10 protein-coding genes are annotated in these 15,617 nt (G+C 72.2%); 7 read left to right on the top strand and 3 right to left on the bottom strand.

Features of this window, described 5'->3' with window-relative positions; all coding sequences use genetic code 11:
• Nucleotides 1–66: 66 nt before the first annotated feature.
• The 3 genes from ABZ822_RS27625 (at nt 67) to ABZ822_RS27615 (ending at nt 4,805) form a co-directional block, all read left to right on the top strand.
• Nucleotides 67–2,475, top strand: a complete 2,409-nt coding sequence (locus tag ABZ822_RS27625) for a sodium-translocating pyrophosphatase (RefSeq protein WP_360859908.1) — start codon at nt 67–69, stop codon at nt 2,473–2,475.
• 136 nt (nt 2,476–2,611) lie between these two features.
• Complete coding sequence (locus ABZ822_RS27620) at nt 2,612–3,175, top strand: small secreted protein (RefSeq protein WP_360859905.1); 564 nt, start codon at nt 2,612–2,614, stop codon at nt 3,173–3,175.
• 58 nt (nt 3,176–3,233) lie between these two features.
• Nucleotides 3,234–4,805 (top strand): methyltransferase, encoded by a 1,572-nt coding sequence (locus ABZ822_RS27615; protein ID WP_360859902.1) that lies wholly within the window; start codon nt 3,234–3,236, stop codon nt 4,803–4,805.
• Between the two features lie 100 nt (nt 4,806–4,905).
• On the opposite strand, the gene ABZ822_RS27610 is transcribed toward ABZ822_RS27615, so the two are convergent.
• The 3 genes from ABZ822_RS27610 to ABZ822_RS27600 form a co-directional block, all read right to left on the bottom strand.
• Entirely contained in the window at nt 4,906–5,319 is a 414-nt protein-coding gene (locus ABZ822_RS27610; RefSeq protein ID WP_360859982.1) for a TM2 domain-containing protein, read from the bottom strand.
• Between the two features lie 168 nt (nt 5,320–5,487).
• Nucleotides 5,488–5,919: a DUF2752 domain-containing protein gene (locus tag ABZ822_RS27605; RefSeq protein WP_360859979.1), complete on the bottom strand. Its 432-nt coding sequence runs from the start codon at nt 5,917–5,919 to the stop codon at nt 5,488–5,490.
• Between the two features lie 28 nt (nt 5,920–5,947).
• On the bottom strand, nt 5,948–6,355 hold the full coding sequence (locus ABZ822_RS27600; RefSeq protein WP_360859899.1) for a TM2 domain-containing protein: 408 nt from the start codon (nt 6,353–6,355) through the stop codon (nt 5,948–5,950).
• Nucleotides 6,356–6,605: 250 nt separating this feature from the next.
• On the opposite strand from ABZ822_RS27600, the gene topA reads away from it, so the two are divergent.
• The 4 genes from topA (at nt 6,606) to ABZ822_RS27580 (ending at nt 15,475) form a co-directional block, all read left to right on the top strand.
• On the top strand, nt 6,606–9,518 hold the full coding sequence (gene topA, locus ABZ822_RS27595; RefSeq protein ID WP_360859896.1) for a type I DNA topoisomerase: 2,913 nt from the start codon (nt 6,606–6,608) through the stop codon (nt 9,516–9,518).
• Nucleotides 9,519–9,623: 105 nt separating this feature from the next.
• A complete protein-coding gene (gene tmk, locus ABZ822_RS27590; protein WP_360859893.1) occupies nt 9,624–12,914 on the top strand; it encodes a dTMP kinase in 3,291 nt (1,096 codons plus the stop codon).
• Nucleotides 12,915–13,044: 130 nt separating this feature from the next.
• On the top strand, nt 13,045–13,986 hold the full coding sequence (locus ABZ822_RS27585) for a glutaminase (protein ID WP_360859890.1): 942 nt from the start codon (nt 13,045–13,047) through the stop codon (nt 13,984–13,986).
• A gap of 229 nt (nt 13,987–14,215) precedes the next feature.
• Entirely contained in the window at nt 14,216–15,475 is a 1,260-nt protein-coding gene (locus tag ABZ822_RS27580; RefSeq protein ID WP_360859887.1) for a DNA polymerase III subunit delta', read from the top strand.
• Nucleotides 15,476–15,617: the final 142 nt, after the last annotated feature.

Genomic DNA, 15,617 nt, shown 5'->3' with positions numbered 1-15,617 from the left:
TTCTTGTCACAAGGAGTCGCAAGGACTGGCTGCGCGCGCCCATGTGCCAAACGTCAAGGAGGACGAATGGCGGGGCCCTTCACCCCTCTACAGCAGGACCACACCTCATCACTCGCAGCCGCCGTTCTGACCAGCGGAAATCGCCTGATTGTGCTGGTCATCGCGGCGGTGGCGATCGCGGCGATCGCCGTCGCCGTGGTGCTGGTACGCCAGGTGCTCGCCGCGGGCGAAGGCACCGACAGCATGAAAAAGATCGCCGCGGCCGTCCAGGAAGGCGCGAATGCCTATCTGGCCCGGCAGCTGCGCACACTCGGCATCTTCGCCGTGGTGGTGTTCTTCCTGCTCATGCTGCTTCCCGCGGACAACTGGACGCAGCGCGCAGGGCGTTCCGCGTTCTTCCTCATCGGTGCCGCCTTCTCCGCGGCGACCGGATACATCGGCATGTGGCTGGCGGTGCGCAGCAATGTGCGTGTCGCGGCGGCCGCGCGTGAGGCGACCCCCGCCGAGGGCGAGCCGGCCAAGGACCTCACCGATGTGTCCCACAAGGCCATGAAGATCGCGTTCCGCACGGGCGGCGTGGTCGGCATGTTCACGGTGGGCCTCGGTCTCCTCGGCGCCTCCTGCGTCGTGCTGGTCTACGCGGCCGACGCACCCAAGGTGCTCGAGGGCTTCGGTCTGGGCGCGGCGCTGATCGCCATGTTCATGCGTGTCGGCGGCGGCATCTTCACCAAGGCCGCGGACGTCGGCGCCGACCTCGTCGGCAAGGTCGAGCAGGGCATCCCCGAGGACGACCCGCGCAACGCCGCCACCATCGCGGACAACGTGGGCGACAACGTCGGTGACTGCGCCGGTATGGCGGCCGACCTCTTCGAGTCGTACGCCGTGACGCTCGTCGCCGCGCTGATCCTCGGCAAGGTCGCCTTCGGCGACTCCGGGCTCGCCTTCCCGCTGCTCGTTCCGGCGATCGGTGTGGTCACCGCGATGATCGGTATCTTCGCGGTCGCCCCGCGGCGCTCCGACCGCAGCGGCATGACCGCGATCAACCGTGGTTTCTTCATCTCCGCGGTGATCTCCCTGGTGCTGGTGGCCGGTGCCGTCTACGCCTACCTCCCCTCGTCCTACGCGGACCTGAAGGGCGTCACCGACTCGGCCATCGCGGCCCACGACGGCGACCCCCGGCTGCTGGCGCTCGTCGCCGTCGCGATCGGCATCGTCCTGGCCGCCCTGATCCAGCAGCTCACGGGCTACTTCACCGAGACGAACCGGCGCCCCGTCAGGGACATCGGCAAGACCTCGCTGACCGGCCCCGCGACCGTCGTGCTGGCGGGTATCTCCATCGGTCTGGAGTCCGCCGTGTACTCGGCGGTGCTGATCGGTCTCAGCGTGTACGGCGCGTTCCTGCTCGGCGGTACGTCGATCATGCTCGCGCTGTTCGCCGTGGCCCTCGCCGGTACGGGTCTGCTGACCACCGTCGGCGTCATCGTCGCGATGGACACCTTCGGCCCGGTCTCCGACAACGCGCAGGGCATCGCGGAGATGTCCGGTGACGTCCAGGGCGCCGGCGCCCAGGTGCTCACCGACCTCGACGCGGTCGGCAACACCACCAAGGCGATCACCAAGGGCATCGCCATCGCGACGGCCGTCCTCGCCGCGGCCGCCCTCTTCGGTTCGTACCGGGACGCGATCGCCACGGCGGTCGCGGATGTGGATGCCAAGGCGGGGGAGCTCGGCCTGAGCCTGGACATCTCGCAGCCGAACAACCTCGTCGGCCTCATCCTCGGCGCGGCGGTCGTCTTCCTCTTCTCGGGGCTGGCGATCAACGCCGTGTCGCGGTCGGCCGGTTCGGTCGTCTACGAGGTCCGTCGGCAGTTCCGCGAGAAGCCCGGGATCATGGACTACACCGAGACGCCGGAGTACGGCCGCGTCGTCGACATCTGCACCAAGGACGCGCTGCGCGAGCTGGCCACCCCGGGCCTTCTCGCGGTCCTCGCCCCGATCACCGTCGGCTTCACCCTCGGCGTCGGCGCCCTCGGCTCGTACCTCGCGGGCGCGATCGGCACCGGCACCCTCATGGCCGTCTTCCTCGCCAACTCGGGCGGTGCCTGGGACAACGCGAAGAAGCTGGTCGAGGACGGCCACCACGGCGGCAAGGGCAGCGAGGCCCACGCGGCGACGGTCATCGGCGACACCGTCGGCGACCCGTTCAAGGACACCGCAGGACCGGCGATCAACCCGCTTCTCAAGGTCATGAACCTGGTGGCGCTGCTGATCGCCCCCGCGGTGGTGCAGTTCAGCTACGGCGACGACGCCAGCGTCGGCGTCCGTGTCGTGGTGGCGCTGCTCTCCATCGCGATCATCGTCGGAGCGGTCTACGTCTCCAAGCGGCGCGGCATCGCCGTGAGTGATGAAGGCAACTCCGGCAAGGCCGAGAACCAGGCCAGTGACACCACCGGTGACCCGGCCGTGGTCTCCTAGCTGACCAGGCGTTTTCGGTCGGTTCGGCGGGTGGCCCGAGGGTCGTTCGCCGGGCGGGGCGGGTGCTGTGCCCAGGGGCGCGGCACCCGCCCCGCCGTGTATGTTCCGGGGCCGTAGGCCACGGAAGGGACCGATCGTGAACAAGAAGCTTGTGACCGCACTCTCGGGTGGCGCGGCCCTGCTGATGGCGCTCTCGGGCTGCAGTGACGACAACGGCGAGGTCGACGGCTACGCCAAGAAGGTCTGTGACGAGGTCCAGCCTCAGCTCACGAAGATCACCAAGGCGAACGAGTCGATCACGTCCACCGCAGCCGACGGCAAGCCCGCGGACATCAAGAAGGCCGACTCGGCCGCCTTCCAGGAGATCTCCGCCGCCTACGCGGCCATGTCCGACTCCGTCGAGAACGCCGGCGTCCCGCCGGTCGACGGCGGCGAGAAGGTCCAGTCGGACGCGGTCAAGGAGCTCGACGCCACCTCCAAGGCGTACGCCGACCTCAAGGACTCGGTCGACAAGCTCAAGACCAAGGACCAGGCCGACTTCGCCGAGGGCCTCAAGGGCGTTGCCGAGGAACTCGGCAAGGTCAACAAGGTCGGGGACGATGCGATCAAGAAGCTGCAGTCCGGCGAGATCGGCACGGCGATGAGCAAGCAGTCCGGCTGCAAGCGCCCCGCCGCCGCGACGCCCACCAAGGGGTCCTGACCGTCCGGTCCTGGCCCGGCGTGCGCGGGCCCGTGCCCGCAGGCCCGACAATGATGCGGTGAGTACGCAGACCCTCCCCACGCCCGACGCCGACCGCACCTCCCGGCTGCGCGAGGCGCTGCAATCCGCTGCCTTCACCGCCGACGGGTTGCTCGACCTGCTCGGCGCGCCCGCGTACGCCGCCCTCGCCCGCAGCGAGACGGTGCCGGCGCTGCGGGCGACCCGCGGTGACTCGCCGCTGGAGTCGCTGGTCCGGCTGTTCCTGCTGCAGGCCGCCGTCCCGTACGAGCGGGCGCGCACGGCGCTGCCCGTCGAGGACTGCGTGGCCGACGGATGGCTGGTGCAGCACGGTGAGGAGGTGCGAGCGAGCGTCGACGTGCGCCCGTACAGCGGGCCGGAGGGCCAGGACTGGTGGATCGTCTCCGATCTCGGCTGTGCGGTCGGGGGCGCCGGGGGCATCGGCGCGGGCACGACCGGGATGACGGGCGTGGACCGTTCCCAGCTCGTCCTCGGCGTCGGCGGGGCGTCCACGACCCTGGCCGGCATCACCGTCCGCACCCCCGTCGCCCGGGCGCTCGACCTCGGAACCGGCTCCGGCATCCAGGCGCTGCACGCCGCCCAGCACGCCACCCGGGTCACGGCCACCGACGTCAATCCGCGCGCCCTCGGCTTCGCGCGCCTCACCCTCGCCCTCTCCGGGGCGCCCGCGGCGGACCTGCGCGAGGGCTCGCTCTACGACCCGGTCGCGGGCGACGAGGGGTACGACCTGATCGTCTCCAACCCGCCGTTCGTCATCTCGCCCGGTGCGCGCCTGACCTACCGCGACGGCGGGATGGGCGGCGACGACCTGTGCCGGGCGCTCGTCCAGCGGTCGGCCGATCACCTCGCCGACGGCGGATACCTGCAGCTCCTCGCCAACTGGCAGCACATCGAGGGTGAGGACTGGCGCGAACGGCTGGCGTCCTGGGTGCCCGCCGGCTGCGACGCCTGGATCGTGCAGCGCGAGGTGCAGGACGTGGCGCAGTACGCGGAGCTGTGGCTCCGGGACGCGGGCGACCACCGGGGCGACCCGGCCGAGTACGCCGCCCGCTACGACGCCTGGCTGGACGAGTTCGAGGCCCGTAAGGCCCGGGGCGTCGGCTTCGGGTGGATCACGCTGCGCAAGTCCGGCGCCGACCGCCCCTCCGTGGTCACCGAGGAGTGGCCGCACCCGGTCGAACAGCCCCTCGGCGCCTGGGTGCACAGCCACTTCGAGCGCCAGGACTTCCTGCGTGACACGGACGACGCGGCGCTGCTCGCCGGCCGCTTCCGGCTCGCGGACGAGGTGGTCCAGGAGCAGGTCGGGCTGCCGGGGGCGGAGGACCCCGAGCACGTCGTGCTGCGCCAGAACCGCGGGATGCGGCGGGCGACGCGGGTCGACACCGTGGGCGCGGGCTTCGCGGGCGTGTGCGACGGGACGCTGACCGCGGGCCGCATCCTCGACGCCATCGCCCAGCTCGTCGGCGAGGACCCGGTGCTGCTGCGCGACCGTACGCCCGAGTCGATCCGGCTGCTGGTCGAGCAGGGCTTCCTCGACCCGGTCGCGGACCCGGCGGGCGACCCGGCGCGCGACGCGGCCGCCGAGGCGTGACCGTGGGCTGAAGGCGGCCCCGTGCTCCGACGGCACGGGCCCGCGCCCCGGAGATCCGGAACGCGGGCCCGTGCTTCGTCCGTGGGACGCGACGCCCAGGTCAGCTCCGCAGCAGACGGCCGTCCTTGTCGGTGCGGGTGTCGCTGACGAGGAAGATGATCGCGTCGATCAGCGACCAGACGCCGAGGCCACCGCAGGTGAGCAGCTGGGCGATCGCCATGCCGGTGTGGCCGGTGTAGAAACGGCCGATGCCGAGGCCGCCCAGGAAGAGCTGCAGCAGGCCGGCCACGATCTTGGACTTCTCGGAGTACGGCTGCCCGTTGGGCGCGACACCGTACGGGGCGCCGGCGGACGGAGGCTGGGAAGGGTAGGACACGGAGAGTGCTCCTCGTGGATCTTCATTCCGGGGACGTCTGCCGCCCGGCGGATCCCGCGGCGGCGGGCCCGTGGGGCGGCAGTGCAGAAAAGGACTCCGAGTCCGGAGATTCGGTTGCCGGGTGTCAGCGATCGTGATCAAGTGGTGATCTCGCGAGGCGAATTCGCGCGTGCGGAGGCCGCCGCGGAGGATCTGTCAGCCGTTCGGCCCGATGGCACCGAGCTTTCTGCGCCCCTGTCCGGTTGCCCTCCGCGACCGCCACGGGCGACCGACGCCAGCGGGCGACCGACGCCAGGCCGGTCCTCGTCAGCCGATCAGATTGCGGGTGACGGCCCAGGCCACGGCCGTGCCGAGGACGGCGGCGGTGCCCCGCGGCCCCAGCGTCGGCCGGTAGCGCCGCCCCCGCAGCCCGTCGCGCAGCCAGCGCCCGCACAGATACGCCGCGGCCGGTACCCCGAGCAGCAGAAGCAGGGCGTTGTCGTGGAAAGCGGCGCCGATCCTGCCGTGCATCAGGTCGTACGCCATGCGCGTGCCGCCGCAGGCCGGGCAGAGCATGCCCGTCGCCCAGTTGAAAGGGCAGCGCGGGAGGAGGTGGCCGGATTCGTGAGGGTTCCGGTCCCACAGATGGACCGCGGCCGCCGCGCCCGCCAGCAGGAGGACGAGCGGCGGCGCGGCCGGATGCCTGAACGCGCGCGCGGCCGCTGCCCGGACGGATCCCGTCCGGGTCGCGGCCGTGATCCCGGCGCCACCGCCGGTGCGCGGCTGGTCAGCCACGCAGGATGCGCCCCTGCTGATCGGTGGTGTTGTTGCTCGTCAGCAGCACGATGCCGTCGATCAGCGCCCAGATGCCGAGGCCACCGCAGGTGAAGAGCTGGCCGAGGGCGAGGCCGACGTGGCCGAGGTAGAACCGGCCTATGCCGAAGGTGCCGAGGAAGAGCTGCAGCACACCCGCGACGATCTTCGACTTGTCGGAGTAGGGACGACCGTAAGGGTCGTATCCGAAGGGCGCGTTGGGGTCGGAGTAGCCGCCGCCGGCGGCTCCCTGCGGATAGCCGTAACCGGGCGCGGCACCGCCGTACGGCGACTGCCCCGGGCCGGGCTGGCCGCCGTGCGGGTAGCCGTATCCGCCGTTCTGCGGGTTCGGCGGTGGACCGTAGGGATACTGATCGGACACGAGAACCCCCGATGATGGAGAGCGGAACTGGTTTTCGGGCGTGGCCGGTGAGTACGGCCGCGGGCCATCCTGCCAGCAGACGCCCGCCAGGTTTCGGTCCGGGCGGCAGACAGGACGCTTGTCGGGTTACCGTTCGAGTGGCGTTGCGGGCTTTTCCCGTTTGACACGGGGCCGGGAGGTACCGTCACACTCCGCAGCGTCAGCGCAGTGCCCCAGACCATCCAGGCGTCGACCGGAGAGAAGAGCGAAGGTGTCCCCGACCAGCGAGACCGCGAACGGCGGCCGTCGACTCGTCATCGTCGAGTCGCCCGCCAAGGCCAAGACGATCAAGGGCTATCTGGGCCCGGGTTATGTCGTCGAGGCCAGCGTCGGGCACATCCGCGATCTGCCCAACGGCGCGGCCGAGGTCCCGGCCAAGTACAAGGGCGAGTCCTGGGCACGGCTCGGTGTCAATGTGGATCAGGACTTCGAACCGATCTACGTCGTCAACGCCGACAAGAAGAGCCAGGTCAGCAAGCTCAAGGAGCTGCTGGCGGAGTCCGACGAACTCTTCCTCGCCACCGATGAGGACCGCGAGGGCGAGGCCATCGCCTGGCATCTCCAGCAGGTCCTCAAGCCCAAGGTCCCCGTCCGCCGGATGGTCTTCCACGAGATCACCAAGGACGCCATCCGCGAGGCCGTCGCCAATCCGCGCGAGCTGAACCAGCTCCTGGTCGACGCCCAGGAGACCCGCCGCATCCTCGACCGTCTCTACGGCTACGAGGTCTCGCCCGTGCTGTGGAAGAAGGTCATGCCGCGGCTCTCGGCGGGCCGCGTCCAGTCCGTGGCGACCCGGCTCGTCGTCGAGCGGGAGCGCGAGCGCATCGCCTTCCGCTCCGCCGAGTACTGGGACCTGACCGGGTCCTTCGCCACCGGCCGCGCCGGTGACGCCACCGACCCCGGCACCTTCTCGGCCCGTCTGACCACCGTCGACGGCCGCCGTATCGCACAGGGCCGCGACTTCGGCGCGAACGGGCAGCTCAAGAATGGGCTGCGCGAAGCGTCCGTTGAGGGCGGTGGTGGGCGACGGGAGGGCGGCTCCCAGGTGCTGCACCTGGACGAGGCCACCGCGCGGGCGCTCGCCGACGCCCTGCAGGACACGGCGTTCTCCGTCCGCTCGGTCGAGTCCAAGCCGTACCGCCGCTCGCCGTACGCCCCGTTCCGTACGACCACGCTCCAGCAGGAGGCCTCGCGGAAGCTCGGCTTCGGCGCGAAGTCGACCATGCAGGTCGCCCAGAAGCTGTACGAGAACGGCTTCATCACCTATATGCGTACGGACTCCACGACGCTGTCGGACACGGCCGTCGCGGCGGCCCGTGCGCAGGTCACGCAGCTCTACGGCTCGGACTACCTGCCGGAGAAGCCGCGGCTGTACGCGGGCAAGGTCAAGAACGCGCAGGAGGCGCACGAGGCGATCCGGCCTTCGGGTGATCGTTTCCGCACCCCGGCCGAGACCGGCCTGACCGGCGACCAGTTCCGGCTCTACGAGCTGATCTGGAAGCGCACCGTCGCCTCCCAGATGAAGGACGCCGTCGGCCAGTCCGTGACCGTCAAGGTCGGCGGCCGGGCGAGCGACGGCCGTGACGCCGAGTTCTCCGCCTCGGGCAAGATCATCACCTTCCACGGCTTCATGAAGGCCTATGTGGAGGGCGCCGACGACCCGAACGCGGAGCTGGACGACCGCGAGCGCCGGCTGCCGCAGGTCTCCGAGGGCGACCCGCTGTCCGCCCAGGAGATCACCGCCGACGGCCACGCCACCAAGCCCCCCGCCCGCTACACCGAGGCCAGCCTGGTCAAGGAGCTGGAGGAGCGGGAGATCGGCCGTCCGTCCACGTACGCGTCGATCATCGGCACCATCCTCGACCGCGGCTATGTCTTCAAGAAGGGCACCGCGCTCGTCCCCTCCTTCCTCTCCTTCGCCGTCGTCGGCCTGCTGGAGAAGCACTTCGGCCGGCTCGTCGACTACGACTTCACCGCGAAGATGGAGGACGACCTCGACCGCATCGCGCGGGGCGAGGCCCAGGCCGTGCCGTGGCTGCGGCGCTTCTACTTCGGCTCGGACGAGAGCGCCGCGGGCGCTGCCGCCGAGGCGGGGAACGGCGACGGCGACCACCTCGGCGGCCTCAAGGAACTGGTCACCGACCTCGGTGCGATCGACGCCCGCGAGGTGTCCTCGTTCCCGGTCGGCGAGGGCATTCTGCTGCGCGTCGGCCGCTACGGCCCGTACGTCGAGAAGCCGTCGGAGACCGAGGGCGAGCCGGGGCAGCGTGCGGACGTCCCCGACGACCTGCCGCCGGACGAGCTGACCGTCGAGCTGGCGAAGGAACTGCTCGCCAAGCCCAGCGGGGAGCGCGAGCTGGGCGCCGACCCGGAGACCGGCCGCGCGATCGTCGCCAAGGACGGCCGCTACGGCCCGTACGTCACCGAGGTCCTGCCCGAGGGCACCCCGAAGACCGGCAAGAACGCGGTCAAGCCGCGGACGGCGTCACTCCTGAAGTCGATGTCGCTCGATACGGTGACGCTGGAGGACGCCCTCAAGCTGATGTCGCTGCCGCGCGTCGTCGGCACCGACCCCGAGTCGGGCAACGACATCACCGCCCAGAACGGCCGCTACGGCCCGTACCTGAAGAAGGGGACGGACTCGCGGTCGCTGGAGAGCGAGGAGCAGCTCTTCACCATCACGGTGGAGCAGGCGCTGGCGATCTACGCGCAGCCCAAGCAGCGCGGTCGTGCCGCGGCCAAGCCGCCGCTGAAGGAGCTGGGCACCGACCCGGTCAGCGAGCGCCCGGTCGTCGTGAAGGACGGCCGCTTCGGCCCGTACGTCACGGACGGCGAGACGAACGCGACGCTGCGCCGGGACGACGACGTCGAGACGATCACCCCGGAGCGCGGCTACGAGCTGCTGGCGGAGAAGCGCGCCAAGGGCCCGGCCAAGAAGACCGCGAAGAAGACGGCCAAGAAGACCGCCGCGAAGAAGGCTCCGGCGAAGAAGGCCGCGGCCAAGAAGACGACGGCGAAGAAGACGACCGCCAAGAAGACGACGACGAAGAAGGCCACGGCGGCCGCCAGCAGCGCGGCGAAGAAGACCGCCACGGCCAAGGCTCCCGTGGAGAACGAGGACTGAGGGATTCCGGGCCCGCCGGGCAGCTGACGCCGGGCGGGCACCGCGTACGGGCACATGTTCGGGAGGGGCCGTCAGGGATTCGGCCACGACCGATAGGCTGACGGGATGACGCGAGCCGAGCAGCCAACGGTCGTGACCCCCACATCCGACGCCCTTGCCGCAGATTCACGCGAGCGCGCCGTACGCGCCCTGCTGCGTTTCCCCCCGCTGCGACGACTGTGGAGTGCACAGTTCGTCGGAGGTATCGGAGACGCTCTCGGTCTGCTGGTGCTCCTCCTTCTGTCGCTTCAGGCGGCAGTCGCGGAGGGCTCCTTCGGGGGCGGCTATCGCGGTGCCGCATTCGCCGTCGCCGCTGTCTTCGGGGCACGACTCGTCGCCACCGTCCTCTTCGGGGCCGTCCTTCTCGGACCCCTGTCGTCGCTGACCGCGCCGGGGAAGGAGAAGGGACGAGCAGCGTCGTCCTCGGCGTCCTCAGGGTCTTCCGGAGCGGGGCGCTCCGGGCGCCGTGAAGGCGGACCGCTCGACCGGCGCTGGACCATGATCGGCGCGGACGTGGCGCGGCTCCTGCTCCTCGTCGTCGCGCCGCTGTGGATCGACTGGACCCCCGACAACGCCCTCTCCATCCTTCTCGTCTCCGTCTTCGTCGGCGGGGTCGCCGAGCGCTTCTGGACCGTCGCCAAGGACGGCGCCGCTCCCGCCCTGCTGCCCGCACCTCCCGCCGAGGGCGCCGCGATCCGCCCGCTGCCCGACCACGGCGACGCACTGCGCCGCCTCTGGCTGCGTACGACGTTCGTCACCCTGCCGATCGCCGCCGCCGGACTCGTCGTCGTCACGCTGCTCGGGAAGCTGCTGGCCGCCGGGATCGAGTGGTTCGACCTGCACCAGGCGGCCCTGGGTTCGTACGTCGCCTCCGGTCTCTTCGCCGCGTCCGTGTCGGTGCTCTGGTTCATCGAGCTGCCCGGCGGGGCGACGCCCCGGCCGCGCTCTCCCCTCGAGGGACTGCGCCGCCCCCGGACCGGATCGACCGCGGAGAAGGGCCGTACGGGCGCCGTCCCGCTGCTCGTCCTCACCTGCGCGGCCGTGGCCGCGGCCATCGCCTCCGCCGTCGCCGTCTCCGCGCTGCACGCGGACGACCTGGACGGCGGGCCGGTGCTCTTCGCGCTGCTCGTCCTCGGGCTGACCGCCGGCACGGTCGCGGGCATCCGGCTGGCCCCGCGCGTGCTGCCCGCGCTCTCCCGGCGCCGGCTGCTGGCGATCGCGACCGCCCTCACCGGTCTCGCGCTGCTCGTCGCCGGGCTGGTCCCCGACGCCACGACGGTGCTGCTGGTCACGCTGATCGCGGGTGCGTCCGCGGGCGTCGCCGCCCACACCGGCCACACCCTGCTCGACCAGGAGACCGAGGAGGGCCGCCAGTTCCGTACGACCGAGCATCTGCACGCGGTCGTCCGCGTCTTCGTCGGGCTCGGGGCGATCGCCGCCCCGCTGCTCGCCGCGGCGATCGGGCCGCACCGGCTCGCCGGCGAGGACTTCGTCTTCGCGCACGGCGGCGCCGCGTTCACGCTCATGCTCGTCGGTGCGCTGCTGCTCCCCCTCGCGGTGCTCGTCCTCGGCAAGACGGACGACCGCTCCGGTGTGCCGCTCCGCCGCGACCTGCGCGAGGCGCTGCGCGGCGGGGAGCCCGAGCAGGCACCGGCCGCCACCGGCTTCTTCATCGCCGTCGAAGGCGGTGACGGCGCCGGGAAGTCCACCCAGGTCGAGGTGCTCGCCGAGTGGATCCGCGCCAAGGGCCACGAGGTGGTCGTCACCCGCGAGCCGGGTGCGACGGCCATCGGCAAGCGGCTGCGCTCGATCCTCCTCGACGTCTCCAGCGCCGGTCTCTCCCACCGCTCGGAGGCCCTGCTCTACGCCGCGGACCGCGCCGAGCACGTCGACACGGTCGTGCGGCCCGCTCTCGAACGCGGCGCCGTCGTGCTCTCCGACCGGTACATCGACTCCTCCGTCGCCTACCAGGGCGCCGGCCGTGACCTGTCGCCGACCGAGATCGCCCGGATCTCGCGCTGGGCGACGGACGGCCTCGTCCCGCATCTGACGGTGCTGCTGGACGTCGCGCCGGAGACCGCGCGCGAGCGGTTCACCGAGGCGCCCGACCGGCTGGAGTCCGAGCCGCCCGAGTTCCACGCCCGGGTGCGCGCCGGTTTCCTGACGCTCGCCGCCGCCGACCCGGCCCGCTACCTCGTCGTCGACGCGGGGCAGGAGCCGGAGGCGGTCACCACCGTCGTACGGCACCGGCTCGACCAGATGCTGCCGCTGTCCGAGGCCGAGATCGAGGCCCGCGAGCAGGCCCGCAAGGCCGCCGAGGAGGAGCGGAAGCGGCGTGAGGCCGAGGAGGCCGCGCGCAAGGCCGAGGAGGAGCGCCTGGAACGCGAGCGCCAGGAACAGCTCGCCCGCCTGCGCGCCGAGGAGGAGGAGCGCAAGCGCCGCGAGGCCGAGGAGGCGCGCCGCCTCGAGGAGGAGCGTCAGGCGGAGGAGGCGCGGCTGCGCGCCGAGGAGGCCCGCAAGGCCGCCGAGGAGGAGCGCAAGCGGCGTGAGGCCGAGGAGGCCGCACGCAGGGCCGAGCAGGAGCGGCTGCGCCGCAGGGCCGAGGAAGAGGCCCGGCTGCGAGAAGAGGCCGAGGTCCGCCGCCAGGAGAAGCAGCGCAAGGCGGAGGAAGCCCTGCTGCGGGCGGAGGAGGCGCGCCTGGAGGCGGAGGCCGCCGCGGCCGCCGCGGCCGCGGCCAAGTCCCGGGCGGCGGACGAGGATCCGACGGTGGAGACGCCGGTTCCGGGCGGCGAGAGCGACCGCGGGGACCAGGGCGGGCCGGGTCAGATTCCCGCCGACCCCGCGCAGACCGTTCCGACCCCGCGGGTGGACCGTAAGGACGCCGGTGCCTCCGGCGAGCGGCCCTCCAGGAGCGACGACGAGACGGCGGTGCTGCGGCCCGTCCGCTCGGACGAGCCGCAGGGCGGCACCGGGCAGGGCAAGGGCTCGGACGCCGAGGAGACGGCCGTCCTGCCGAAGCCCCCGGCCCCGGGGAGCGCGGACGAGACGGCGGTCCTCCCGCCGGTACGGCCCGAGGACGCCGCGGGCGGGCAGGAGCGTTCGGGGGACCCGGCCGACCGCGTACCGCCGTGGCTCTTCCGGGACGAGGACGGCGCAGCGGAGCCTCCGGCCCCGCGCGAGGCCGAGCGGACGCGCGAGATGCCCCAGGTCGACCCGGCCTCCGGGGACCGCCCCCGTCGCCGCCGCTCGGAGTGGGCCGAGGAGACGCCGCTCGACGACCTCCCGAGCCTGGCCGACGAACTGCTCGGCCCCCGCGAGGAGGAGGACGACAGCAACGGCCGCCGCAGGGGCCGCTGACGCGGAACGGAACGCCTGACGCCCGGGGCACGGCACCACGCCCCGGGCGTTCGGCGTTCCCGCAGGTCCTAGGCGTTCCCCTAGGTCTGGCGCGGCGCCGCGGCCCGCCGTGCCGCCCCGCCGTCGCGCGATGGAAAATGAGGCCGTGAGCCGAGCCGCGCTGGACTACCGGAAAATCCTGGAGCAGGTGGCGGAGGACGTCGCACCGCAGATCGGTGGCGGCCGCCCCGCCGAGTACATACCGGCTCTGGCATCGGTGGATCCCCGCCGTTTCGGTATGGCCGTCGCCGGCATCGACGGGCAGGTCCACGGCGTGGGGGACTGGCACGAGCCGTTCTCCGCCCAGTCGATCACCAAGGTCTTCACCCTGGCGCTCACGCTGGCCCGGGGAGGCGAGGACCTCTGGGCGCACGTCGGCCGTGAACCGTCCGGCAACCCGTTCAACTCCCTCGTCCAGCTCGAGCAGGAGCAGGGGATACCGCGCAACCCGTTCATCAACGCGGGCGCCCTCGTCGTCACCGACCACCTGCACAGCCTGACCGGCGACGCGAGCAGCGAACTGCTCGAGTTCCTGCGCGAGGAGAGCGGCAATCCGGAGCTCGGCTTCGACGCGGAGGTGGCGGAGTCGGAGTTCGCGCACAGCGACCGCAACGCCGCCCTCGCCCACTTCATGGCGAGCTACGGCAACATGCGCAATCCCGTACCGACCGTGCTGCACCACTACTTCTGGCAGTGCTCGATCGCACTGAGCTGCGCCGACCTCGCGACCGCCGGGCTCTTCCTGGCCCGTCACGGGGTACGGACCGACCACTCGCGGCTGCTGTCCCTCAGCGAGGCCAAGCGGATCAACGCCGTGATGCTCACCTGCGGGACGTACGACGCGGCGGGCGACTTCGCGTACCGGGTGGGGCTGCCCGGCAAGAGCGGCGTCGGCGGCGGCATCATCGCCGTCATCCCCGGGCTGTGCACGCTCGCGGTGTGGAGCCCTGGGCTGGACTCGCGCGGGAACTCGGTGGCGGGGGTCGCGGCGCTCGACCGGTTCACGACGCTCACGGGCCTCTCCGTCTTCTGACATCCGGCAGACGTGACATCCCGGCGGGCGTGACATCCCGGCGGGCGTGTCACCGGCGGGGCGGGGGCGGACGTCGCCGGTTGTCGGTCCCGTGGACCACAATGGGTGCCGCCGGGGACGACCGCGCGCGTCACCGGACGAGGAACGGCACACGCATGCAACAGCGCATGCGCGTAACGGCACGAGCGCAGGCACGGACAGCATCGGCAGGCAGGGGCGAGGGGCAGTCATGGCGGTATGGGACGACGTCGTCGGGCAGGAGCGGCTGACCGGGCAACTCACCGCCGCCGCCCGGGATGCCGACGCCATCGTCACCGCCGAGGCGGAGGCGGAGAGCGGCACGGCGCTCGACCTGACCCCCGCACCGCAGGACGACTCCGCCGAGGAGCGCGGGTCGTCGAAGATGACCCACGCCTGGCTGTTCACCGGACCGCCCGGCTCCGGCGGACCGACCGCCGCCAGGGCCTTCGCCGCCGCGCTGCAGTGCGTCAGCCCGGACCGCGCGCTCGGCGGCGCCCCCGGCTGCGGGTTCTGCGAGGGCTGCCACACCGCCCTCGTCGGCACCCATGCCGACGTCGAGGTGGTCAGGACCGATGTGCTGTCGATCGGTGTGAAGGAGACCCGCGAGCTCGTACGCCGCGCCCAGCTCTCGCCCGCGAACGGCCGCTGGCAGGTGATCGTCCTCGAGGACTCCGACCGTCTCACCGAGGGCGCGGCCAATGTGCTGCTGAAGGCCGTTGAGGAGCCCGCGCCCCGTACGGTCTGGTTGCTCTGCGCGCCCTCCGTCGAGGACGTGCTGCCCACGATCCGCTCCCGCTGCCGCCATCTCACGCTCCGTACGCCGTCGGTGGAGGCCGTCGCCGACGTCCTGATGCGGCGCGACGGCATCGAACCCGAGGTGGCCAGGGCCGCCGCGGCTGCCACGCAGGGCCACATCGGCCGGGCCCGCCGGCTCGCCACGGACGAGCGGGCGCGCAGCCGCCGCGCCTCCGTGCTCCGCCTGCCGCTGCGCGTCGATGACGTCGGCGCCTGTCTGAAGGCTGCCCAGGAGCTGGTCGACGCCGCCGCCGAGGACGCCAAGCAGATGGCGGAGGAGGTCGACGCGAAGGAGACCGAGGAGCTGCGGGCGGCACTGGGAGCGGCGTCCGGGACCGGCGGCCGCCTCCCGCGCGGCACCGCGGGCGCGATGAAGGAACTGCAGGACCGGCAGAAGAGGCGCGCCACCCGGACCCAGCGCGACAGCCTCGACCTGGCGCTCACCGATCTCACCGGCTTCTACCGCGACGTCCTCGCCCTCCAGCTCGGCTCCGCCGTCGCCGTCGCCAACACCGAAATGCGTGACGACCTCCAGCGCATCGCCCGCTCGTCCACCCCGGAGCGCAGCCTCCGCCGCATCGAGGCGGTGCTCGCCTGCCGCGAGGCGCTGGACAGCAATGTCGCGCCGCTGCTGGCGGTGGAGGCCATGACGATGGCCCTCCGCGAGGGATGACGCGTGCGGGACGGCAGGCGCCCGCGCGCCGTGGCGCCCCGGACACGCTCTCACCCGTACGAGGACGACGGACCACGCATGGACGGTGTCCGGACGGATACGCTCCGAACACCCCACGCGAAGAACTGAACGAGGGATCGCC

Origin of the sequence: Streptomyces sp. NPDC047108 (assembly GCF_040643575.1) — a bacterium.
Classification (GTDB): domain Bacteria; phylum Actinomycetota; class Actinomycetes; order Streptomycetales; family Streptomycetaceae; genus Streptomyces.
This window is presented reverse-complemented; position numbering and strand designations above follow the sequence as displayed.